This is a genomic window from Escherichia sp. E10V10 (assembly GCF_004211985.1).
Classification (GTDB): Bacteria; Pseudomonadota; Gammaproteobacteria; order Enterobacterales; family Enterobacteriaceae; genus Escherichia.
This window is the reverse complement of sequence record NZ_RHJO01000019.1, coordinates 192,130-210,276: the sequence shown is the minus strand read 5'-3', so window position 1 is coordinate 210,276 and position 18,147 is coordinate 192,130. Positions and strand designations below refer to the sequence as shown.

Below are 18,147 nucleotides of genomic sequence, written 5' to 3'. Positions count from 1 at the left end.
CCGTTATTGCCGTTGATTTCCGTACCGGTGGAATCCTTGCCATCAACGGTGGTTTTACCGTTGTTGTTGGCGGTGGCGTCGTCACCGTTAATCTGCGAGCCGGTGCCGCCGTTGCTGATGGTGCTGTCGCCTTCGTTATTAACGACAGCCTTGTCGCCGTCAATCTGAATACCGATGGATTCCGGATCGGTCACGGTCATGGTGCCGTTGTTGTCCACCGTTGCGCTGTCGCCGGTGATATCAATCCCGTGTGCCCCGCCGCTGACGTCCAGATCGCCGCCCTGGATAACGATTCCGTTATTGCCGTTGATTTCTGTATCGGTGACGTCTTTTCCGTCAACGGTAGTTTTACCGGTGTTATGTATCGTAGCATTATCACCCGTAATAATGAGTTCACCATTGTGATTATATTGCCACGTTATTGCGCCATCTGGGCTCACCCCTTCAAGGGCTACGGTATTATTTGCTTCATCAATCTGCCAAAGATTAATCGTTGCCTTACGCCCATTGCTATCTTCCAGAGAAATAGTTCCGTCAGCATTCTCGCTGTAAGTAAAAACGGTATCGCGAATCGTTAACGTTTTTGCTGTTTTATCGAAGATAACGTCATTATTAAACGAAATGGGTTTAGGAGGCTGTGGGGGAGCATCTTGACCATCGTCCGGGATTATCTCATCTCCGCCAGGCGTTGGCGGAACGGGAGTCTCGTTGGAATCATCATCGGGTGGTGTTGGCGGTACAGGGGCATTGTTGCGATGATGATGATTACCATCGTCGTTTAGTTCGACGACCGCCAGCGCGGTGATTAACGCAAAGGCACCTGAGGCAACCCACGGCATAAGGTTTTGTTGTACTTGTGGAGAACATTCGGGAGGGATTTGTTTTAACGCTTCCGGAGTCAGCTTGTCAGGGTCTGCCGGACAAGTCACATTTGTATTTTTCTTTTCGCCTGTAGCCGTTTCTGTCTCTGTAATATCAGCCGCCCAACCCTGACCACTCAGAGCTAATGCGATACAGGCTGATAATAGGGTTTTCCTTTGCATAATAAATCCTTCTGACAAATATAAAGAATGCCAGAATCCATAAAGATTATTGAAATCAACAACCCTTACAAATATCTGACCATAAAATATTCAAAAAATATATGAGAGGCATTCTATATTGTCAGCGGAAGATTATTCAACCTATTTCATCGACATCACATAAATATAGATATCATGAATATATTGACAACATAAAAATAATATTTATGTATGATTAAAAATCATCGCAATGGCAATAATAATCTCGAGATCAAATTCATGCGGAGAATATTATTAATATTTAATATTTATTTAAATTATTTATTTGATAAGAAGCAATTCACTATAGTTGCGAGCGCATCTCTTTTAAGACATTCATCTTTTTCTCAGGAATGTCGGTGTAATCGATGTTCTCCTTTGCAGCGACACAGTGCACTATGATCTTGTGAACTAATACCCTATTTTTCACCGACTACTACCAAATGGTGTTTGAACTACCGTTGCATGTTATTTCCGTACCCACATACCATTTATGCCCTGCACGTATTCACCGGGTTTTGCCTTTTCCACCAGCTTCGTCCCTGCCAGATTCGCCACTTCCTCCAATGGGATATTATGGCTTTCAGCGAGCTTCTGATAACTCTCTTTCCGTGCCTGGTTGATATTTGCGACCAGCTCGCGTGTTTCCGGATCAGTGCTTATAGCCGCAAGGTAGCCATTATGCCTTTCACCTACCCGCCCCTGACTTCTGGCTTCATTCAGGGTTAATGCCATCGCACTACTGCTCACCAGACCAATAATCCATAACGCTATGAGTAATGTTCTTTTCATCATTACCTCAAAAAAGATCGCTACGGGTTTTGAGCAAATCTTCAACATCTTTGTCCGCCTTGATGATGATCTCATGCTCAATTTTAACGTTCATATTAATGGTGATTGGCTCTTTCGGTGCAGCCACTTCAATGCGCGGCGTACAGCCAACCAACATAAAAGAGGACACGAACGCGGCTATCACTATTTTCATTGTTTTTCCTCACACTCTTTTCCTGATGGGCAGCCAGTTTCCGGGAGTCGGGCATTCTGTTCCAGCCAAGCCTGGAGATTATCGCCAAAGCGTAAACTGCGCCACAGCGTGAAAATATTCTCTTCATGGCTGTAATTGAGATTTACCGTACCGGTTTTACCATCGACGCGACTATTACCACTGATCGTCGCCTGCATGGTTAACACGCCGAGATTATCTAAATTAATTTTTGTCGATGAACGGCTAATTTCCATATAGCGCAACCAGTTGATGGCAGTTCCAGCGGTCATATTGTCTTTTGCTACTGCATCGGCGGTGTCTTTATCCAGGCGCAAAGTCATGGGACCTGCGTTCGCCAGCCAGCCATCTTTCACAATCCATTTTTCATTATTAAGCCATAGCGGCAATGCACCACTAAATGCCCCTGACATCGCGAATTGCTTTGGATTGACGGCGCTAACCAGTTCACTTGAAGAGAGATTATTCAGTCGCAACAGCGCCGGATCGTGTTGCGGCATACGTAATTGTTTCATCAGCACGTTACCGCCCAAAACATCAACACTCACATCGGTCAGTAACAAGGGTTCGTCTTCGGTCCACGGATAACGGCCCTGAAGATCGGCAGTGATATTTTTTGCCGTCACCAGGTTAACCACCTCAGCAATACGTAATGACACAGGCCGCCGCGTTCCCAGGTGCCACGCACCGTCGGCAAAACGAAATGGCAAAACAAAGTCGACACCGTTGACCTGGTTGTCTGGCATCCACGCGCTGCCACCTTTCAACACGCCATGCCCACCCGCACGGAAGCCCTGCTCAGGCGCAGCAGAAAATGCCACCTGGGCATACAACTCGCCATCGCGTAAGTTCATCTTCCAGTCTGGTGGCACCAGCGGCTGGAATACGGTCAGTGATTGTTTAGGCCACCAGGCGTTGCCGCGCAGGCGAATACCGTCCCAGCGACCATTCACCCGTACCGGACCAATCTCACCAGCATGTAAATCCCCTTTGAAGAGGAAATACGTCGGATCGCGCCCATCGACACTAAATTTTAACGTTGATGGCGGTAACACACTGCCGCCCGTGAAAAGTGTTTGTCCTGCATCCAGCGAAAGCGCGCCACTAAAAGACGGATTCTGGGCGTCGCGCACCCAGACAACGGGTTTATCAAGAATTAAGCGCGGTGTTTCCACTGTCATCGTGCCATATTGCAACTGATCGAACCCGGTTGAGAGATCGGTCAGCGTAATCGTGCTGTCCTGCCACTCACCTTTTCCTGCAACATCCCAGGTGGCGTGCATTGGGGTAAAACTGCCCTTGCCCCAGTAACGCCACTGCCAGCGGCCTGCGTCAGGGAGAAAATCATTCGCCAGCCCATCCATATGAAGCACAAAGTCGCCCAATTCATTTTCATGAGCCTGCAAAATGGCCTGCAAGCGACCGTCCACACCACGTTGCGTCACTTTAACACCTGCTAACGGCCAGCGGATTTCGTCAATGTCCAGCGAATCGATGACTCTCCCTTTAGAGCGTAATAATGCGCCCGGTTCAAAGGCCAGCGTTGGGTCAGCCAGACTTCCGCTTAAGTGAGCAGGTAAGCGAGCATATAAAATGAGATCTGCCTGCTTCGCTTCACCGGTCAGTTGCAGCGGCATCTGACTGTTATCCATGCTTAATTTTCCTGGGCCGAAATTAAGCACAGCGTTACCCTTACCCGCTTGCCCCTGGGTCAGCACACTCAGTCGACCACTAACCAACGCGTTCTCAAGCCCTGCCTGCCAGTTGTCTACTTTGATACCCAGCCGCCCACTCAGGGGAAAACCTTCATACGGCCAGCTCCAGCGACCATCGCTAACGGTCAACTGTTGACGGGTAATTTCCCACGGCAAATCGAGCAACGGATCGCCGTTATCTCGAGCCATTACAATCAATTGCCCACTATTTTCCTGCCACTCCAGCTCGGCATCCACCAGTGACGGTTCCTGCGGCAGATTCAACGTTGCTGTAGCATGACCACTTACCGGAAGCCCATCCGGCACAAGCGGCATGGTAAATTCTCCCACCAGTTTTACTGGCGGCTGATTTGCAAAGGCGGCAACATCCAGTTCACTGACCGTGAGTTGCTGCCCTTTAAGTTGGCCTTGAAATTTAACTTTTTCGCCCTGATAACGCAGTTGCTGGATATCGGAGGTCAACGATAGAGAGAGTTTTCCCTGCCATTCCTGCCAGGGTGAAAAAATCAGTTTATCAATATTGATCCAGGTGTTAGGCAGCATGGATTGCCACTGCGCAAGAGTTTTCGGCGCGGCTGGCGAGGGTTCTTCCTGTGGCAATTTCGCCAGGCAAGTGGAGTCAAGTTCTACTGTACCGACGTTCAATAACCAGCGACTGGGATGCGAAAGGCTGGCATCGGTGATATGTGCCAACTGGCAATCCGCCACCAAATAACGGAGATCGGGAATAATTAAACCTTTACGCGTAATGCGTGGGCTTTCATCCAATGCAATGCGTGTACCGAGCGGTAGCCAGATACCCGCCAGCGTGGGAACCCACAGCCCGAGCGTCATCAGCAGCGTCAACGGCACAAGAATAATCAGTAATAGCAGCGCGAGAACGGCTTTATATTTACCCAACATGGGTAGTTAATATCCTGATTTAGCGAAAAATTAAGCAGTCAATACAGGTATTGTGGCATGTTTAACCGTTCAGTTGAAGGTTGCGCCTACACTAAGCATAGATGTTCCTGGAATTTTCAATATCGCCATAACTTTCAATTAAATTTTAAATTTTGTAAAATATTTTTAGTAGCTTAAATGTGATTCAACATCACTGGAGAAAGTCTTATGAAACTCGCCGTATATAGCACAAAACAGTACGACAAAAAGTACCTGCAACAGGTGAACGAGTCCTTTGGCTTTGAGCTGGAATTTTTTGACTTTCTGCTGACGGAAAAAACGGCAAAAACCGCCAATGGTTGCGAAGCAGTATGTATTTTCGTAAACGACGACGGCAGCCGTCCGGTGCTGGAAGAGCTGAAAAAGCACGGTGTTAAGTATATCGCCCTGCGCTGTGCCGGTTTCAATAACGTCGACCTCGATGCGGCAAAAGAACTGGGGTTTAAAGTGGTGCGTGTCCCGGCTTACGATCCGGAAGCCGTCGCTGAACATGCTATTGGTATGATGATGACGCTGAACCGTCGTATTCACCGCGCGTATCAGCGTACCCGTGACGCCAACTTCTCTCTGGAGGGGCTGACTGGTTTTACTATGTACGGTAAAACGGCGGGGGTGATTGGCACCGGTAAAATCGGTGTGGCAATGCTGCGTATACTGAAAGGTTTTGGTATGCGTCTGTTGGCATTCGATCCGTATCCAAGTGCAGCAGCGCTGGAACTCGGCGTGGAATATGTCGATCTGCCGACCTTGTTCTCTGAATCAGACGTTATCTCCCTGCACTGCCCGCTGACGCCGGAGAACTACCACCTGCTGAATGAGGCGGCGTTCGATCAGATGAAAAATGGCGTAATGATCATCAACACCAGCCGTGGTGCGCTGATTGATTCACAAGCCGCGATTGAAGCACTGAAAAACCAGAAAATTGGCTCGCTGGGAATGGACGTGTATGAGAATGAACGCGATCTGTTCTTTGAAGATAAATCCAACGATGTGATTCAGGATGATGTTTTCCGTCGTCTCTCAGCCTGCCATAACGTACTGTTCACCGGACACCAGGCGTTCCTGACGGCAGAAGCCCTGACCAGTATTTCCCAGACAACGCTGCAAAATTTGAGCAATCTGGAAAAAGGCGAACCCTGCCCGAACGAACTGGTTTAATCTTACCGCTCCCCTGTCATACAGGGGAGCTTATTCAGATAATCCTCAAAGATATTTGATCTTCTATTCTTAAAATATGTTTTAAGGACGGATAAGACGCAATCAGCGTTGCATTCGGCAAACAGCACCAAATTTATACCTTAAGTAGAGAACTAAAATGAAGAAAGTTGCCGCGCTAGTCGCGCTAAGCCTGCTGATGGCGGGATGTGTAAGTAATGACAAAATTGCTGTAACGCCAGAACAGTTACAGCATCACCGTTTCGTACTGGAAAGTGTAAATGGTCAACCTGTTGCCAGCGAGAAAAACCCGCCAGAAATCAGCTTTGGTGAAAAGATGATGATTTCTGGCAACATGTGCAACCGCTTTAGCGGCGAAGGTAAACTTTCGGACGGAGAACTAAAAGTTAAAGGACTGGCAATGACTCGTATGATGTGTGCCAATCCACAGCTTAACGAACTCGATAACACCATCCGCGAAATGCTGAAAGAAGGTGCGCAAGTGGATCTGACCGCGAATCAGTTAACGCTGGCGACCGCAAAACAGACATTAACGTATAAGCTGGCGGATTTAATGAATTAATAACTGCCACAACTTCCGGCGGCAAGCGACTGTTCGCTACAGCGTTTGCCGTTGGGCAATGCACACATCCCGATCGCTGTACCATCCAGTTGACGGGCAACGGAAAGCGAACCGCCAATCATTGCACAATTTGCCTCTCCACTACTCGACATTGACGCTTTTAAACCTGGGGCCACATGCGCCGCGGTCGCCTGCTGAACAGGTTCACTACTACACGCCGACAACAATAAAACGGCAGCCCCTACGCACAACATTACTCGCATCTTTACTTCCTCAAATCTTTAAGTCCAACGAAACCGCCGTAATAATAGGCAGCTCAGGCGGCTACGTCGAGAACTGTATGTGAATTGCAACGTTTTTTTACTATTTTGTGGCTATTTTTTTGCCCGGGATTTGATCAAAACATTCATTACGCTGATATAGAGAACACAAAAGCGAAAATGCAGCAGAAAGCCATTTGCTAAAATTAAAAGATTACTACTGGGCGCGCAGCTTTTTCGTGCGCCCCTCATTTGCGCAATGTAAGGGTGTCGTATGATCACAATTGACGGAAATGGCGCGGTAGCTTCGGTGGCATTTCGCACCAGTGAAGTTATCGCCATTTACCCTATTACCCCGAGTTCCACGATGGCTGAACAGGCTGATGCCTGGGCCGGAAACGGCCTGAAGAACGTATGGGGAGATACACCTCGTGTGGTTGAAATGCAGTCAGAAGCTGGCGCTATCGCAACTGTGCATGGTGCTTTGCAAACAGGCGCTCTTTCGACATCATTTACATCGTCGCAGGGTTTACTGCTGATGATCCCGACGCTGTATAAACTGGCAGGTGAGCTGACGCCGTTTGTGCTGCATGTGGCAGCGCGTACTGTGGCCACGCATGCGCTCTCTATTTTTGGCGATCATTCAGATGTGATGGCGGTACGTCAGACTGGCTGCGCCATGCTGTGTGCAGCAAACGTGCAGGAAGCCCAAGATTTTGCTCTCATTTCGCACATCGCAACGCTGAAAAGCCGCGTACCATTTATTCATTTCTTTGATGGTTTCAGAACTTCCCACGAAATCAACAAAATTGTCCCACTGGCCGACGACACTATTCTTGAGCTAATGCCCCAGGCAGAAATTGATGCTCATCGCATTCGCGCACTTAACCCGGAACATCCGGTAATCCGCGGTACGTCGGCTAATCCGGACACTTACTTCCAGTCACGTGAGGCCACTAACCCGTGGTACAACGCGGTCTATGACCATGTTGAACAGGCAATGGCTGATTTCGCTGCCGCTACAGGTCGCCAGTATCAGCCGTTTGAATATTATGGTCATCCGCAAGCGGAACGGGTAATTATCCTGATGGGGTCGGCCATCGGCACCTGTGAAGAAGTCGTGGACGAATTGCTGATCCATGGCGAAAAAGTGGGCGTACTAAAAGTGCGACTTTACCGCCCTTTCTCCGCCAGACACTTACTGCAAGCATTGCCGAACTCTGTACGTACTGTGGCGGTGCTGGATCGCACCAAAGAGCCTGGTGCGCAGGCAGAACCCCTGTATCTGGATGTAATGACGGCGCTGGCTGAAGCCTTTAATAATGGCGAGCGCGAAACACTGCCACGCGTCATTGGCGGGCGCTATGGTCTTTCATCCAAAGAATTTGGCCCAGACTGTGTACTGGCGGTATTCGCCGAACTCAACGCAGCTAAACCGAAAGCGCGCTTTACGGTTGGTATTTATGACGATGTGACCAATTTGTCGCTGCCATTGCCGGAAAATACTCTGCCGAACTCCGCAAAACTGGAAGCACTCTTTTACGGGCTGGGTAGCGACGGCAGCGTTTCCGCAACTAAAAACAATATCAAAATTATCGGTAATTCCACGCCGTGGTACGCACAGGGCTATTTTGTTTACGACTCCAAAAAGGCGGGCGGCCTGACGGTTTCTCACCTTCGCGTGAGCGAGCAGCCGATTCGTTCCGCTTATCTCATCCCCCAGGCTGATTTTGTTGGCTGCCACCAGTTGCAGTTTATCGACAAATATCAAATGGCTGAGCGTTTAAAACCTGGCGGCATTTTCCTGCTCAACACGCCGTACAGCGCAGATGAAGTGTGGTCGCGACTGCCGCAGGAAGTCCAGGCTGTGTTGAATCAGAAAAAAGCGCGCTTCTATGTGATTAACGCGGCGAAAATTGCCCGCGAATGTGGGCTGGCAGCACGCATTAACACCGTCATGCAGATGGCTTTCTTCCACCTGACGCAAATTCTGCCTGGCGACAGCGCCCTGGCCGAACTTCAGGGCGCGATTGCAAAAAGTTACAGCAGCAAAGGCCAAGATCTGGTTGAACGCAACTGGCAAGCTCTGGCGCTGGCGCGCGAGTCCGTTGAAGAAGTACCACTGCAACCGATAAATCCGCAAAGTGCCAACCGTCCACCAGTGGTATCTGATGCCGCACCTGATTTTGTCAAAACGGTTACCGCTGCGATGCTCGCCGGACTTGGCGACGCCCTCCCCGTTTCAGCGCTACCACCAGACGGCACCTGGCCGATGGGAACTACTCGCTGGGAAAAACGCAACATTGCCGAAGAGATCCCTATCTGGAAAGAGGAACTCTGTACTCAATGTAACCACTGCGTCGCCGCTTGCCCACATTCCGCCATTCGCGCGAAAGTCGTACCGCCCGAAGCGATGGAAAACGCTCCGACCAGCCTGCATTCACTGGATGTGAAATCTCGTGATATGCGCGGGCAGAAATATGTGTTGCAGGTCGCACCGGAAGATTGCACCGGTTGTAACCTGTGCGTAGAAGTTTGCCCGGCGAAAGACCGACAAAATCCAGAGATCAAAGCCATCAATATGATGTCGCGTCTGGAACATGTGGAAGAAGAGAAAATCAATTACGACTTCTTCCTGAATTTACCAGAAATCGACCGCAGCAAACTGGAACGTATTGATATTCGTACTTCGCAGTTGATCACTCCGCTGTTTGAATATTCTGGCGCTTGCTCCGGTTGTGGTGAGACGCCGTATATCAAATTGCTCACTCAGCTCTATGGCGATCGGATGTTGATTGCCAACGCTACTGGTTGTTCTTCAATTTATGGCGGCAACCTGCCCTCCACGCCATATACCACTGATGCCAACGGTCGTGGACCGGCATGGGCGAACTCGCTATTTGAAGATAATGCCGAATTCGGCCTTGGTTTCCGCCTGACGGTCGATCAACACCGTGTCCGCGTGCTGCGTCTGCTGGATCAATTTGCTGATAAAATCCCTGCTGAGTTACTGACTGCGTTGAAATCAGACGCCACACCTGACGTTCGTCGCGAACAAGTCGCGGCTCTGCGCCAGCAACTCAAAGATGTGGCTGAAGCGCATGAACTGCTGCGTGACGCAGATGCGCTGGTGGAGAAATCAATCTGGCTGATTGGTGGTGACGGCTGGGCTTACGACATCGGCTTTGGCGGTCTGGATCATGTGTTGAGTCTGACGGAAAACGTCAACATCCTGGTGCTGGATACGCAATGCTATTCCAATACCGGTGGTCAGGCGTCGAAAGCTACCCCGCTTGGCGCGGTAACTAAGTTTGGTGAACATGGCAAACGCAAAGCGCGCAAAGATCTTGGTGTTAGCATGATGATGTACGGTCATGTTTATGTCGCGCAGATTTCTCTGGGCGCACAACTCAACCAGACGGTGAAAGCGATACAGGAAGCGGAAGCGTATCCGGGGCCATCGCTGATTATTGCTTACAGCCCATGTGAAGAGCACGGTTATGACCTGGCATTAAGTCACGACCAGATGCGTCAACTCACCGCAACGGGCTTCTGGCCACTGTATCGCTTTGATCCGCGTCGAGCAGATGAAGGTAAACTGCCGCTGGCGCTGGATTCCCGCCCGCCTTCAGAAGCTCTGGAAGAAACGCTTCTTCATGAGCAGCGTTTCCGCCGTCTGAACACGCAACAGCCGGAAGTGGCAGAACAGTTATGGAAAGATGCCGCCGCTGATTTGCAAAAACGTTATGACTTCCTGGCACAAATGGCCGGAAAGGCGGAAAAAAATAGCACCGAGTAACCTTTCTGGATAACTATTATCCAATTCAAAAAAAAGCCCGAACGAAAGTTCGGGCTTGTCTTTTTATTCGTTGGAAAAACATTAGTAATGCAATGACCCAACCGAAAATAAAATCTGTGACAATAAAGGCATATAACCCGCGCAGAATAACCCATGCTTTATTAAATGTATAATTTTTATTTTGCATGATTCCCCAGCAATACATTCATCAAACTTATTACTATTTCTATAGAATTATTTGATTAAGGTTTTACTTAAGGCGTAACAAATGATATTTATCTGCTAACTGAACTTCTCCTTTAGGATGTTTTCATTCCCCAAACAGGGGAAATTAAGGCAAATAAAATAACTAAAGGATTTATTCAATGAAAAGCAAAGTACTGGCGCTCTTAATCCCTGCCCTGCTCGCCGCAGGTGCTGCACATGCAGCAGAAATTTATAATAAAGACGGCAATAAATTAGACCTGTATGGCAAAGTCGATGGCCTGCATTATTTTTCTGATAATGCGAATAGTGATGGCGATCAAACTTATGTACGTTTTGGTTTTAAAGGCGAAACTCAAATTACCGATCAACTGGTTGGTTATGGTCAATGGGAATATAACGTTCAGGCTAATGGCTCTGAAAATGATAAAGGCGACTCCTGGACTCGTCTGGCATTTGCCGGTCTGAAATTTGGTGACTTCGGTTCATTTGACTATGGTCGTAATTATGGTGTGATGTACGACATCGAAGGCTGGACAGATATGCTGCCTGAATTCGGTGGCGACTCTTATACCAAAGCCGATAACTATATGACCGGTCGTGCAAACGGCGTCGCAACTTACCGTAACACCGATTTCTTCGGTCTGGTTGATGGCCTGGACTTTGCTGTGCAGTATCAGGGAGCGAACGAAAACCAGGTTAGTCATGAGCAAGAAGGTACTGCAAACGGTGGCAGTCGTAATATTAAGAATGCCAATGGCGACGGTTTCGGTATCTCCTCTACCTACGACTTAGGTATGGGGGTGAGCATTGGTGCTGCGTATACCAGTTCTGATCGTACCAACCAACAGGCTGAATTCTCTACTGCAAAAGGGGATAAGGCTGACGCATGGACGGCAGGGGCAAAATACGATGCTAACAATATCTACCTTGCAACCATGTACTCTGAAACCCGTAACATGACGCCTTACGGCAATTCAGCAAATACGATTGCCAACAAAACCCAGAACTTTGAAGTTACTGCCCAGTATCAGTTTGATTTTGGCCTGCGTCCGGCTGTCTCCTTCCTGATGTCTAAAGGCAACGATTTGGTCGGTACTGATGGCGATAAAGATCTGGTTAAATACGCCGACGTTGGCGCAACATATTATTTCAACAAAAACATGTCCACCTATGTTGATTATAAAATCAACCTACTAGATGAGGATGACAGCTTCTACGCTGCGAACGGTATCTCTACCGATGATATCGTTGCTTTAGGTCTGGTATACCAGTTTTAATCTTGCCTGCCCGCCGTTTGGCGGGCATTTTCTTCATATTTCTCCTCCCTTGATCTAAATTAAAAATGTGAACTCCGTCATTACACAAAATGAGTCATCTGGCGTTACACTTTATGCGGATACTAAAACAGGAGGTTTTATGAACAGAACGATTCTTGTCCCTATCGATATTTCAGATTCAGAATTAACTCAACGTGTGATTAGCCACGTTGAGGCAGAGGCAAAGATTGATGATGCAGAGGTTCATTTCCTGACGGTAATACCTTCGCTACCCTACTATGCCTCTCTGGGATTAGCGTATTCCGCAGAGTTACCGGCAATGGATGACCTGAAAGCGGAAGCCAAATCGCAACTGGAAGAAGTCATTAAAAAATTCAAACTGCCGACTGACAGAGTGCATGTCCATGTTGAAGAAGGTTCGCCAAAAGACCGTATTCTGGAAATGGCGAAAAAAATCCCTGCTCACATGATAATCATTGCTTCTCATCGACCGGATATCACCACCTACCTGCTCGGCTCTAACGCCGCTGCCGTAGTACGTCACGCAGAGTGCTCAGTGCTGGTCGTGCGCTAACACTAACGCCCGCAGACCGCTGCGGGCTTTTTGATTCATTTCGCAAATGTGCTGACATTTTCCCCTCTAATCCGTACCATACACGCCACAGTTTTTATATCAGATTTCTTATGCTGGGCGTTCCGGCATGACGCATACTTTTCTGATGCCATATAACGAATTGAGTCGCTATTAAATGTCGCAAAATCAAGAAATTAGTAAGAAAGAACAATACAACCTGAACAAATTGCAAAAACGTCTGCGTCGTAACGTGGGCGAAGCCATTGCTGACTTCAATATGATTGAAGATGGCGACCGCATTATGGTTTGCCTCTCCGGGGGCAAAGACAGCTATACCATGCTGGAGATCCTGCGTAATTTGCAGCAAAGCGCGCCAATCAATTTCTCGCTGGTTGCCGTTAACCTCGACCAGAAACAGCCAGGTTTCCCGGAACACGTCCTGCCGGAGTATCTCGATAAGCTGGGCGTTGAGTATAAGATTGTTGAAGAGAATACTTACGGGATCGTAAAAGAGAAAATCCCTGAAGGAAAAACCACCTGCTCGCTCTGCTCTCGTCTGCGTCGCGGTATCCTTTATCGCACCGCAACAGAACTGGGAGCCACGAAAATCGCACTGGGTCACCACCGCGACGATATCCTGCAAACGCTGTTCTTAAATATGTTCTACGGTGGCAAGATGAAGGGGATGCCACCGAAACTGATGAGCGATGATGGCAAACATATCGTGATTCGTCCGCTGGCCTACTGCCGCGAAAAAGATATTCAGCGTTTTGCCGATGCGAAAGCGTTCCCGATTATTCCATGTAACCTGTGCGGTTCACAGCCTAACCTGCAACGTCAGGTGATTGCCGATATGCTCCGCGACTGGGATAAGCGTTATCCGGGACGTATCGAGACCATGTTCAGCGCGATGCAGAATGTGGTGCCGTCTCATCTGTGCGATACCAGTCTTTTCGATTTCAAAGGCATTACCCACGGTTCAGAAGTGGTTAACGGCGGTGATCTGGCGTTTGATCGCGAAGAGCTCCCACTACAACCGGCGGGCTGGCAGCCTGAAGAAGACGAAAATCAGCTGGATGAACTGCGCCTGAATGTGGTTGAAGTGAAATAATCAGAATAGCGCCCGATACGCAAGCTTATCGGGCTACTCATGTAGGCCGGATAAGACGCGGCCAGCGTCGCATCCGGCAATGCCGAAGAAGATGTTTATCCTTGCATCAGGCAATTCAACATTTCGTTATTTTAATAACCGTACCCGGCAAGTTTTTCCTTTAATCTTACCGCCCTGTAACTGCTTCCATGTCTTATGAGCAACAGCCTGTCGCACTGCGACATAGACATGCGCTGGGTGCACGGTGATTTTGCCAATATCCGCACCATCAAGCCCGATATCTCCTGTCAGCGCGCCTAATACATCACCCGGACGCATTTTGGCTTTTTTCCCGCCATCGATACACAACGTTGCCATTTCTGCCTCCAGCGACACAATGTCCCTGCTGGCTGGTAACGTTTGCCAGTTAAGTTTCATCTGCAACATGTCGGCAATGATATTGGCGCGCTGTGCTTCTTCTGGCGCACAGAAACTGATTGCCAGACCGCTATTCCCGGCACGCGCCGTACGCCCGATACGATGCACATGAACTTCAGGATCCCACGCCAGCTCAAAGTTCACCACCAGCTCAAGCGATTTAATATCCAGACCACGCGCAGCGACATCGGTCGCTACCAGCACACGAGCGCTACCGTTGGCAAAACGAACCAACGTCTGGTCGCGATCGCGCTGTTCCAGATCGCCATGTAATGACAATGCACTTTGCCCTACTTCATTCAGTGCGTCACACACAGCCTGGCAATCTTTTTTGGTGTTACAAAACACCACACAAGACGCTGGCTGATGCAAACTTAATAACCGTTGCAACAACGGAATTTTACCCTTGCTGGATGTCTCATAAAATTGTTGTTCAACAGGCGGCAGAGCATCTGTTGTGTCTATTTCAATCGCCAGGGGATCTCGTTGTACACGACCGCTAATCGCGGCGATCGCTTCCGGCCAGGTGGCAGAGAAGAGAAGCGTCTGGCGAGAAGCTGGCGCAAAACCGATGACTTCATCAATTGCGTCGCTAAACCCCATATCCAGCATACGGTCGGCTTCATCCATGACCAACGTATTCAACGCATCTAACGAAACAGTGCCTTTTTGCAGGTGATCCAGCAAACGCCCCGGCGTTGCCACGATGATATGCGGCGCGTGTTGCAGTGAATCGCGCTGAATGCCAAACGGCTGACCGCCGCATAAGGTCAAGATCTTGGTATTTGGTAGAAAACGCGCCAGCCGACGCAACTCCCCTGCGACTTGATCCGCCAGTTCACGAGTCGGACACAGCACTAAAGCCTGAGTCTGAAACAGCGACGCATCAATTTGCTGTAACAACCCGAGGCCAAATGCCGCGGTTTTTCCGCTGCCGGTTTTCGCCTGCACGCGAACATCTCTTCCGGCAAGGATCGCCGGAAGTGCGGCGGCCTGCACCGGTGTCATGGTTAAGTAACCCAACTCATTAAGGTTAGTGAGCTGGGCGGGAGGCAAAACGTTCAGGGTAGAAAAAGCGGTCACAATCTATTCTCGTGGTCATCAGCGCAAAGTTAGCAGGCGCGTATCCTCGCAGATCTACGCTCACGTTGCGACAATTTAATCGGTTCTTCATCGGGCGGCGGGTCGGGCATAGGTTGTGGACGAGGGATTGGATCGGGGACTGGGACGGGATCGCCAGGAATCGGTTCAGGGACAGGAATTTGCAAATAAATGAGTGTCATCATATTTCCCTTTGGTCATTGGGTAGACTCTTAAAGGGTAGACGTTGACAGATAACAGACAAAAAAAAGCCGACTTATCTAAGTCGGCGTCGTACGAATCAATTGTGCTATGCAGTAATTCAAAAAAGGAAGTAAGACAATATGGAGCGCAACGCCCATCGCTTGACGTTGCATTCACCTGCGTGAAAGATATTGCCCTGAATGGGTAGAGAGTTTATTGACCTCGCTCAAATTTTACGGCGTTTTTGTATACAGAAACCCGGTGAAATTGCTTTTGTTACAACCATTTACTACGATGCAACCATAAAGCAACACCACCAATAAGAACAACTAACAGAATACAAAAAAGCGAAAAACCAAATTGCCATCCTCCACCGGGAATACCGCCGAGGTTAACGCCAAATAACCCGGTTAAAAATGTACTGGGTAAAAAGACCATTGCCATCAATGACATTGTGTAAGTACGGCGGGCTAAATTTTCCTGCATCACTTGGGCGATTTCGTCCGCCATCACGCCAGTTCTCGCAATGCACGCGTCAATCTCATCCAGACCGCGCCCAAGACGGTCAGCAATATCCTGCATTCGGCGCCGTTGATCGTCATTCATCCAGGGCAGGCGCTCACTGGCAAGGCGAGCATAAACATCTCGCTGCGGCGCCATATAGCGACGCATAACAATGAGTTGTTTTCGTAGTAGTGCCAGGAAACCGCGCGGCGGAATTTGTTGATCAAGTAAATTATCTTCCAGGTCGATAATTTTATCGTGCAGTTGCTCTATAAACTCATTGGAGTGATCGGTTAATGCATCACACACATCCACCAGCCAGCCTCCGCAATCAGTCGGGCCGGTCCCCTCTTCCAGATCGCTAACTACATCGTCTAACGCCAGTACTTTACGTTGTCGGGTCGAGACAATGAACCGACCGTCCATATAAACACGCATGGCAACCAGCTGGTCGGGACGTTCATCAGTACTGCCATTAATGCAGCGCAACGTAATCAACGTCCCTTCACCAAGACGGCTGACTCTGGGCCGCGTGCTTTCCCCTGCCAACGCGTCACGCACGTTATTTGGGAGCAATGGCGTCGTTGCCAGCCACTGCGCGCTGTCATGGTGCACATAATTAAGGTGGAGCCAGCAGGGATGCTCTTCATCTATCTCATCTGTATTTTCCAGCGGTTTAACGCCGCCTTTACCATCCAACATCCAGGCAAATACTGCATCCGGTACATTTATGTCCGCTCCCTTAATCGTTTCCACAGTGCCTCCATTATCAATGCTTTATTTTGTAGTCTAGTCTTCTGGTTATCTTACGCAACATCTCCTCACCCCATTACCCTGAAATGATTAATAAAATCCTGTCAAAACTAAATACAGAAAGCAAAATACTTTTCATGATTAGAAAAGGGGTAAAGTGTTAAATAGCGTCTATCATTATCAGAATTATCTGATCATTTGTGGTGGCATTTTTGCGATCAGATAACAATAGAAAATTGATAAAAATAACGGGATTTCAATGACTACGCACAACTTCAATACCCTGGACTTATTAACCAGTCCTGTCTGGATCGTTTCCCCCTTCGAGGAACGGTTAATTTATGCCAATAGCGCTGCGCAACTGTTGATGCAAGAACTCACTTTTAGTCAGCTACGAACCGGCCTCTATTCCGTCTCCTCCCAAAACGAACTACCAAAATATCTCGTAGACCTGCATAACCAACTCGATATTGTAGAAATTCTCACGGTCAAGCGTAATGGTGAAGAAACAGCACTAAGCTGTCGGTTAACCCTCAAAGAGATTAGTGATACTGGGGAAGTGATCATATTTGAAGGGATGGAGACACCCGCAAGTCTGGGCTTAAAAGCCAGCCGATCTGCAAATTATCAGCGTAAAAAACAAGGGTTTTATGCGCGTTTTTTTCTGACTAATTCCGCGCCAATGCTGTTGATAGATCCCTCGCGTGATGGCCAAATTGTCGACGCCAATGTGGCCGCACTCAATTTCTATGGCTATAACCATGAAACAATCTGTCAGAAACACACCTGGGAAATTAATATTCTTGGGCGTCGTGTGATGCCTGTCATGCATGAAATTTCACGTTTACCCGGCGGACATAAACCTCTTAACTTTGTCCATAAGCTGGCAGATGGTTCCACTCGCCATGTGCAAACTTATGCCGGGCCAATTGAGATTTATGGCGACAAGTTAATGTTATGCATCGTGCATGACATTACCGAGCAAAAAAGGCTGGAACAACAACTGGAACACGCGGCTCACCATGACGCATTGACGGGGTTACTTAACCGCCGACAATTTTATCACATCACCGAGCAAGGCCAGATGCAGCATCTCGCAATCGCTCAGGATTACAGTTTGCTGCTTATCGACACCGATCGTTTTAAGCATATTAATGACCTGTACGGTCACCAGAAAGGTGATGAAGTTTTATGCACTCTGGCACGTACGCTCGAAAGCTGCGCTCGCAAAGGCGATATGGTGTTTCGATGGGGAGGTGAAGAGTTCGTCTTGTTATTACCCAGAACTCCGCTGGATACTGCAATTTCTCTCGCTGAAACTATCCGATTGAGCGTGGCAAAAGTGAGTATTTCTGGCTTACCGCGTTTTACGGTCAGCATTGGCGTGGCACATCACGAAGGCAATGAAGGCATCGATGAACTGTTTAAACGCGTAGATGATGCGTTGTATCGGGCGAAAAATGACGGACGCAACCGCGTGCTGGCGGCTTGATATTTTCAAT

The 18,147-nt window shown here is 48.6% G+C and carries 14 protein-coding genes and 1 pseudogene; 7 read left to right on the top strand and 8 right to left on the bottom strand.

Annotated elements, in window-relative coordinates; translation table 11 throughout:
• The 4 genes and pseudogenes from D9736_RS19115 to D9736_RS19100 form a co-directional block, all read right to left on the bottom strand.
• A pseudogene (locus D9736_RS19115) lies at positions 1 to 1,043 on the bottom strand (autotransporter domain-containing protein); the annotation flags it as partial.
• Positions 1,044 to 1,529: 486 nt separating this feature from the next.
• Positions 1,530 to 1,853, bottom strand: coding sequence for a YdbL family protein (locus D9736_RS19110; RefSeq protein ID WP_130222921.1), 324 nt, complete (start codon positions 1,851 to 1,853; stop codon positions 1,530 to 1,532).
• Positions 1,854 to 1,860: 7 nt separating this feature from the next.
• Positions 1,861 to 2,046, bottom strand: coding sequence for a YnbE family lipoprotein (locus tag D9736_RS19105; protein WP_130216127.1), 186 nt, complete (start codon positions 2,044 to 2,046; stop codon positions 1,861 to 1,863).
• Positions 2,043 to 4,682: a YdbH family protein gene (locus D9736_RS19100; protein ID WP_130258945.1), complete on the bottom strand. Its 2,640-nt coding sequence runs from the start codon at positions 4,680 to 4,682 to the stop codon at positions 2,043 to 2,045. The genes D9736_RS19105 and D9736_RS19100 overlap by 4 nt, the downstream gene beginning before the upstream one ends.
• A gap of 207 nt (positions 4,683 to 4,889) precedes the next feature.
• On the opposite strand from D9736_RS19100, the gene ldhA reads away from it, so the two are divergent.
• Positions 4,890 to 5,879, top strand: coding sequence for a D-lactate dehydrogenase (ldhA, locus tag D9736_RS19095; RefSeq protein WP_064527367.1), 990 nt, complete (start codon positions 4,890 to 4,892; stop codon positions 5,877 to 5,879).
• Between the two features lie 157 nt (positions 5,880 to 6,036).
• The gene (hslJ, locus tag D9736_RS19090; protein WP_130208751.1) at positions 6,037 to 6,459 is read left to right on the top strand and encodes a heat shock protein HslJ; all 423 of its coding nucleotides are present in this window, start codon (positions 6,037 to 6,039) and stop codon (positions 6,457 to 6,459) included.
• Here the strand turns inward: hslJ and D9736_RS19085 are convergent.
• The gene (locus D9736_RS19085) at positions 6,456 to 6,722 is read right to left on the bottom strand and encodes a DUF333 domain-containing protein (RefSeq protein WP_064527363.1); all 267 of its coding nucleotides are present in this window, start codon (positions 6,720 to 6,722) and stop codon (positions 6,456 to 6,458) included. The genes hslJ and D9736_RS19085 overlap by 4 nt on opposite strands.
• Positions 6,723 to 6,993: 271 nt before the next feature.
• Here D9736_RS19085 and nifJ point away from each other — a divergent pair, with 271 nt between their 5' ends.
• The 4 genes from nifJ to ttcA all read left to right on the top strand — a co-directional run bounded on the left by nifJ (position 6,994) and on the right by ttcA (position 13,687).
• Positions 6,994 to 10,518: a pyruvate:ferredoxin (flavodoxin) oxidoreductase gene (gene nifJ, locus D9736_RS19080; protein ID WP_130258944.1), complete on the top strand. Its 3,525-nt coding sequence runs from the start codon at positions 6,994 to 6,996 to the stop codon at positions 10,516 to 10,518.
• A gap of 365 nt (positions 10,519 to 10,883) precedes the next feature.
• Positions 10,884 to 12,002 (top strand): porin OmpC, encoded by a 1,119-nt coding sequence (gene ompC, locus D9736_RS19075; RefSeq protein WP_130258943.1) that lies wholly within the window; start codon positions 10,884 to 10,886, stop codon positions 12,000 to 12,002.
• Positions 12,003 to 12,141: 139 nt separating this feature from the next.
• Positions 12,142 to 12,576 (top strand): universal stress protein UspF, encoded by a 435-nt coding sequence (gene uspF, locus D9736_RS19070; protein WP_130216116.1) that lies wholly within the window; start codon positions 12,142 to 12,144, stop codon positions 12,574 to 12,576.
• Between the two features lie 175 nt (positions 12,577 to 12,751).
• A complete protein-coding gene (gene ttcA, locus D9736_RS19065; RefSeq protein ID WP_130216114.1) occupies positions 12,752 to 13,687 on the top strand; it encodes a tRNA 2-thiocytidine(32) synthetase TtcA in 936 nt (311 codons plus the stop codon).
• 126 nt (positions 13,688 to 13,813) lie between these two features.
• Here ttcA and dbpA read toward each other — a convergent pair whose 3' ends face one another.
• From dbpA to zntB, 3 genes are all read right to left on the bottom strand, one after another.
• Positions 13,814 to 15,187, bottom strand: a complete 1,374-nt coding sequence (gene dbpA / locus D9736_RS19060; protein WP_130216112.1) for an ATP-dependent RNA helicase DbpA — start codon at positions 15,185 to 15,187, stop codon at positions 13,814 to 13,816.
• 29 nt (positions 15,188 to 15,216) lie between these two features.
• Entirely contained in the window at positions 15,217 to 15,390 is a 174-nt protein-coding gene (ynaL, locus tag D9736_RS23785) for a protein YnaL (RefSeq protein WP_276319618.1), read from the bottom strand.
• 274 nt (positions 15,391 to 15,664) lie between these two features.
• A complete protein-coding gene (gene zntB, locus D9736_RS19055; protein WP_130208765.1) occupies positions 15,665 to 16,648 on the bottom strand; it encodes a zinc transporter ZntB in 984 nt (327 codons plus the stop codon).
• Positions 16,649 to 16,904: 256 nt separating this feature from the next.
• Between zntB and D9736_RS19050 the strand changes: the two genes are divergently transcribed.
• Entirely contained in the window at positions 16,905 to 18,137 is a 1,233-nt protein-coding gene (locus D9736_RS19050) for a sensor domain-containing diguanylate cyclase (RefSeq protein ID WP_130216110.1), read from the top strand.
• Positions 18,138 to 18,147: the final 10 nt, after the last annotated feature.

Bases quoted from the DNA above. Each gene is read 5' to 3' on its own strand.
- D9736_RS19110 (WP_130222921.1), bottom strand. From the start codon at position 1,853: ATGAAAAGAACATTACTCATAGCGTTATGGATTATTGGTCTGGTGAGC.
- D9736_RS19105 (WP_130216127.1), bottom strand. From the start codon at position 2,046: ATGAAAATAGTGATAGCCGCGTTCGTGTCCTCTTTTATGTTGGTTGGC.
- D9736_RS19100 (WP_130258945.1), bottom strand. From the start codon at position 4,682: ATGTTGGGTAAATATAAAGCCGTTCTCGCGCTGCTATTACTGATTATT.
- ldhA (WP_064527367.1), top strand. From the start codon at position 4,890: ATGAAACTCGCCGTATATAGCACAAAACAGTACGACAAAAAGTACCTG.
- hslJ (WP_130208751.1), top strand. From the start codon at position 6,037: ATGAAGAAAGTTGCCGCGCTAGTCGCGCTAAGCCTGCTGATGGCGGGA.
- D9736_RS19085 (WP_064527363.1), bottom strand. From the start codon at position 6,722: ATGCGAGTAATGTTGTGCGTAGGGGCTGCCGTTTTATTGTTGTCGGCG.
- nifJ (WP_130258944.1), top strand. From the start codon at position 6,994: ATGATCACAATTGACGGAAATGGCGCGGTAGCTTCGGTGGCATTTCGC.
- ompC (WP_130258943.1), top strand. From the start codon at position 10,884: ATGAAAAGCAAAGTACTGGCGCTCTTAATCCCTGCCCTGCTCGCCGCA.
- uspF (WP_130216116.1), top strand. From the start codon at position 12,142: ATGAACAGAACGATTCTTGTCCCTATCGATATTTCAGATTCAGAATTA.
- ttcA (WP_130216114.1), top strand. From the start codon at position 12,752: ATGTCGCAAAATCAAGAAATTAGTAAGAAAGAACAATACAACCTGAAC.
- ynaL (WP_276319618.1), bottom strand. From the start codon at position 15,390: ATGATGACACTCATTTATTTGCAAATTCCTGTCCCTGAACCGATTCCT.
- D9736_RS19050 (WP_130216110.1), top strand. From the start codon at position 16,905: ATGACTACGCACAACTTCAATACCCTGGACTTATTAACCAGTCCTGTC.